Below are 3126 nucleotides of genomic sequence, written 5' to 3' on the forward strand. Positions count from 1 at the left end.
CACCCCGGCCGAGGACACCCCCGCCCGCTCGCCCGAGGAGAACGCCCGCATCCTGGGCGCCTTCGCCCGCGGCACCCGCCACGGCCGCGCGGCGGGGGAGCGGGCCGCCGACGAGGAACTGCGGCGGGAACCGGCAGGGGAGCCGGTACGGCACGACACCGAGCCGGACCGGGACCGGTACGCGTTCTCGTGGGAAACCGCCGGCGAACCCGTGCGCGACGAGGCCGCGACGGAGGCCGTACGGGACGAGGCCGCGACCGAGGCCGTACGGGACGAGCAGGCGGACCGCTACGGGTTCGTTCGCGACGGCGCGAGCCCCGAGCCCGCGTCGGACGCGCCGCGGTACGAGCCCGTGTGGGAGGTCCTCGACAAGGAACCCGAGCCGGATCGCGGCACCGGAGCCGTACCGGACGATCCCGCCCCGCACGAAGCCGCGCACGCGACGCCCCACGACGACGAAGGGACCCACCACGCATGATCGAGCCCACGACCAACGAGCTGGGCTGGATGCTCGACGAGGTGCTGAAGGTGCCCGACGCGCGGCACGCGATCCTGCTCTCCGCCGACGGCATGCTGCGCGCCCACTCCGCCCACATCGACCGGGACGACGCCGAACGGCTGGCGGCCGGGCTCTCCGGGCTGCAGTCCATCAGCCGGAGCACGGCCGAGTTCTGCGGCGCCCCCGACACTCCGTGGCGGCAGACGCTGATCGAGTTCGGGCACGGCTTCGTCTTCCTCGTCGCCGCCGGTGAGGGCGCCTACCTCGCCGTCTCCACCAGCGAGCAGGTGGACATGGAGGCCGTGACGTACCGCATGCACAAGCTGGTCGACCGGCTCGGCAAGGAGCTGACCAGCCCGGCCCGGGTGGACACCGGCAGCCGCGCATGACCCCCCGGCGCCGCCCCCCGGAACGACTCGTGCGGTCGTACGTCGTCACGGACGGCCGCGCCTTCCCGTCCCGCAACACCCTGGACCTGGTCACGATGGTGGTCACCGGCGAGGACCTGCCGCTGACCGGTCTCAGTCCGGAGAAGTGCCGGGTGGTGGAGCTGTGCCGGCCCGGCGCGCTGTCCGTCGCCGAGGTGGCCGGGCATCTGGCGCTGCCGGTCAGCGTCACCAAGGTGCTGGTCGCCGACCTCATGGACAGCGGGCACCTCGTCACCCGCGCCCCCTTCGTCCCGGTGAACCAGGCGTCCAACATCCGCATCCTCGAGGAGGTCCTCGATGGGCTCCGCGCCCGCCTCTGACGCCCCGTCCGACGTCTATCTGCGTCCCACCGTGAAGACCGCGGCCAAGCTGCTGGTCGTCGGTCACTTCGCGGTCGGCAAGACCACGTTCGTCGGCGCGCTCTCCGAGATCCGGCCCCTGCGCACCGAGGAGGTCATGACCCAGGCGGGCGCCCTCGTCGACGACCTGGCCGGGACACGTGACAAGACGACCACCACGGTCGCCCTCGACTTCGGCCGGCTCACCCTCAGCGACCATCTGGTGCTCTACCTGTTCGGCACGCCCGGTCAGCAGCGCTTCACCCAGCTGTGGCAGGACATGACCCGGGGCGCCCTCGGTGCGCTCGTGCTCGCCGACACCCAGCGGCTCGACCAGTCCTTCGACGTCATGGGCGTCCTGGAGGAGCTGGGGCTGCCGTACGCGGTCGCCGTCAACCACTTCGAGGGCGCGCCCCTGCACGAGCTGGACGAGGTGCGCGAGGCCCTCGACCTGCTGCCCGAGACCCCGCTCGTCCGCTGCGACGCCCGGGACCGGGAGTCGTCCACACGGGCGCTGATCGCCCTCGTCGAGTACCTGATCGGCCGCAACGGCGAACTGGAGCGCACGTGACCTCCGTACCACCCATGCCGTCCGCACCACCCCCGGGCTGCCCGGCCCACGAGCCCCTGTACGGCGACGGGTTCGCCTCCGACCCCGGTGCGGTCTACCGTCGGCTGCGGACGAAGGGGCCGACCGCGCCCGTCGAACTCGCGCCCGGGGTACGGGCCCGGCTCGTCACGTCGTACGCCGCCGCGCTGCACGTGCTGCGCAGCCCGGAGACCTTCGCCAAGGACCCGCGCCGCTGGAACGACCTCGCCGACGGCACCGTCCCCATGGACAGCCCGGTCGTGCCGATGATGATGTACCGGCCCAACGCCCTGTTCACCGACGGCGAGGAGCACCGCCGGCTGCGCGGCGCCATCACCGACAGCCTGGCCCGCATCGAGCCGAACACGCTGCGCGGCTATGTGGAGCGCAGCGCCGACACGCTCATCGACCGGTTCGCGCCGACGGGGGAGGCGGACCTGCTCGGCGAGTACGCGCAGGTCCTCCCCCTCCTGGTGTTCAACCACCTCTTCGGCTGCCCGGCGGACTACGGGGTCCGGCTGGTCGAGGGCATGTCCGGGATCTTCGACGGGGTGGACGCCGAGAAGGCCAACGAGCTGCTGACGAACACGCTGATCGAGCTGGTCGAGCTGAAGCGGGCCCGGCCGGGACACGACGTGACCTCCTGGCTGCTGGCGCATCCGGCACAGCTCGCGGACGACGAGATGGTCCACACCCTGGTCGTGCTGATGGGCGCGGGCACCGAGCCGCAGCAGAACCTGATCGCCAACAGTCTGCGGCTGCTGCTGTCCGACGACCGGTTCGCGGGCAGCCTCGCCGGGGGCAGTCTGCCGGTGGAGGACTCCCTCGACGAGGTGCTCTGGACCGATCCGCCGCTGGCCAACTACGCGGTGCACTATCCGAAGCACGATGTCGTGTACGAGGGCACGTTGCTCAGGGCGGGCGAGCCGCTCGTCGTCAGCCTCGCCGCCGCCAACACGGATCCCGCCCTGTCGTCCGATCAGCGGGCGGGCAACCGCGCCCACCTGGCGTGGAGCGCCGGTCCGCACAACTGTCCGGCGCAGAGTGAGGGGCGGCTGATCGCGGCGGTGGCGGTGGAGAAGCTTCTCGATCGTCTGCCGGATGTCGAACTGGCCGTGCCGGTGGGGGAGTTGCAGTGGCGGCCCGGGCCCTTCCACCGGGCGCTCGCCGAGCTGCCGGTGACGTTTCCGCCGACCGCGGTCTCCGCGTCGGCCGCGGAGGGTGTGCCGATGCCCCGGAGCGGGCCGGTGCCGGAGTACCCCCGCCCCGCCC

The 3126-nt window shown here is 72.6% G+C and carries 4 protein-coding genes and 1 pseudogene; all 5 read left to right on the top strand.

Annotated features, from left to right (window positions below):
* A pseudogene (locus FNH08_RS47730) lies at nucleotides 1-478 on the top strand (hypothetical protein); the annotation flags it as partial.
* Nucleotides 475-888 (top strand): roadblock/LC7 domain-containing protein, encoded by a 414-nt coding sequence (locus FNH08_RS47735; protein WP_152778156.1) that lies wholly within the window; start codon nucleotides 475-477, stop codon nucleotides 886-888. The pseudogene FNH08_RS47730 and the gene FNH08_RS47735, both read left to right, overlap by 4 nt.
* The gene (locus FNH08_RS47740; RefSeq protein WP_152778157.1) at nucleotides 885-1247 is read left to right on the top strand and encodes a DUF742 domain-containing protein; all 363 of its coding nucleotides are present in this window, start codon (nucleotides 885-887) and stop codon (nucleotides 1245-1247) included. Before FNH08_RS47735 ends, FNH08_RS47740 begins: the two co-directional genes overlap by 4 nt.
* Nucleotides 1225-1836 carry a GTP-binding protein gene (locus FNH08_RS47745; protein ID WP_152778158.1) on the top strand — a complete coding sequence of 204 codons (612 nt, stop codon included), beginning with the start codon at nucleotides 1225-1227 and terminating at the stop codon, nucleotides 1834-1836. The genes FNH08_RS47740 and FNH08_RS47745 overlap by 23 nt, the downstream gene beginning before the upstream one ends.
* A gap of 14 nt (nucleotides 1837-1850) precedes the next feature.
* The coding region (locus FNH08_RS47750) for a cytochrome P450 (protein WP_152778159.1) at nucleotides 1851-3126 on the top strand (1276 nt) is incomplete at its 3' end.

It is taken from the genome of Streptomyces spongiae (genome assembly GCF_009377185.1).
GTDB classification, from domain to species: Bacteria; Actinomycetota; Actinomycetes; order Streptomycetales; family Streptomycetaceae; genus Streptomyces; species Streptomyces spongiae.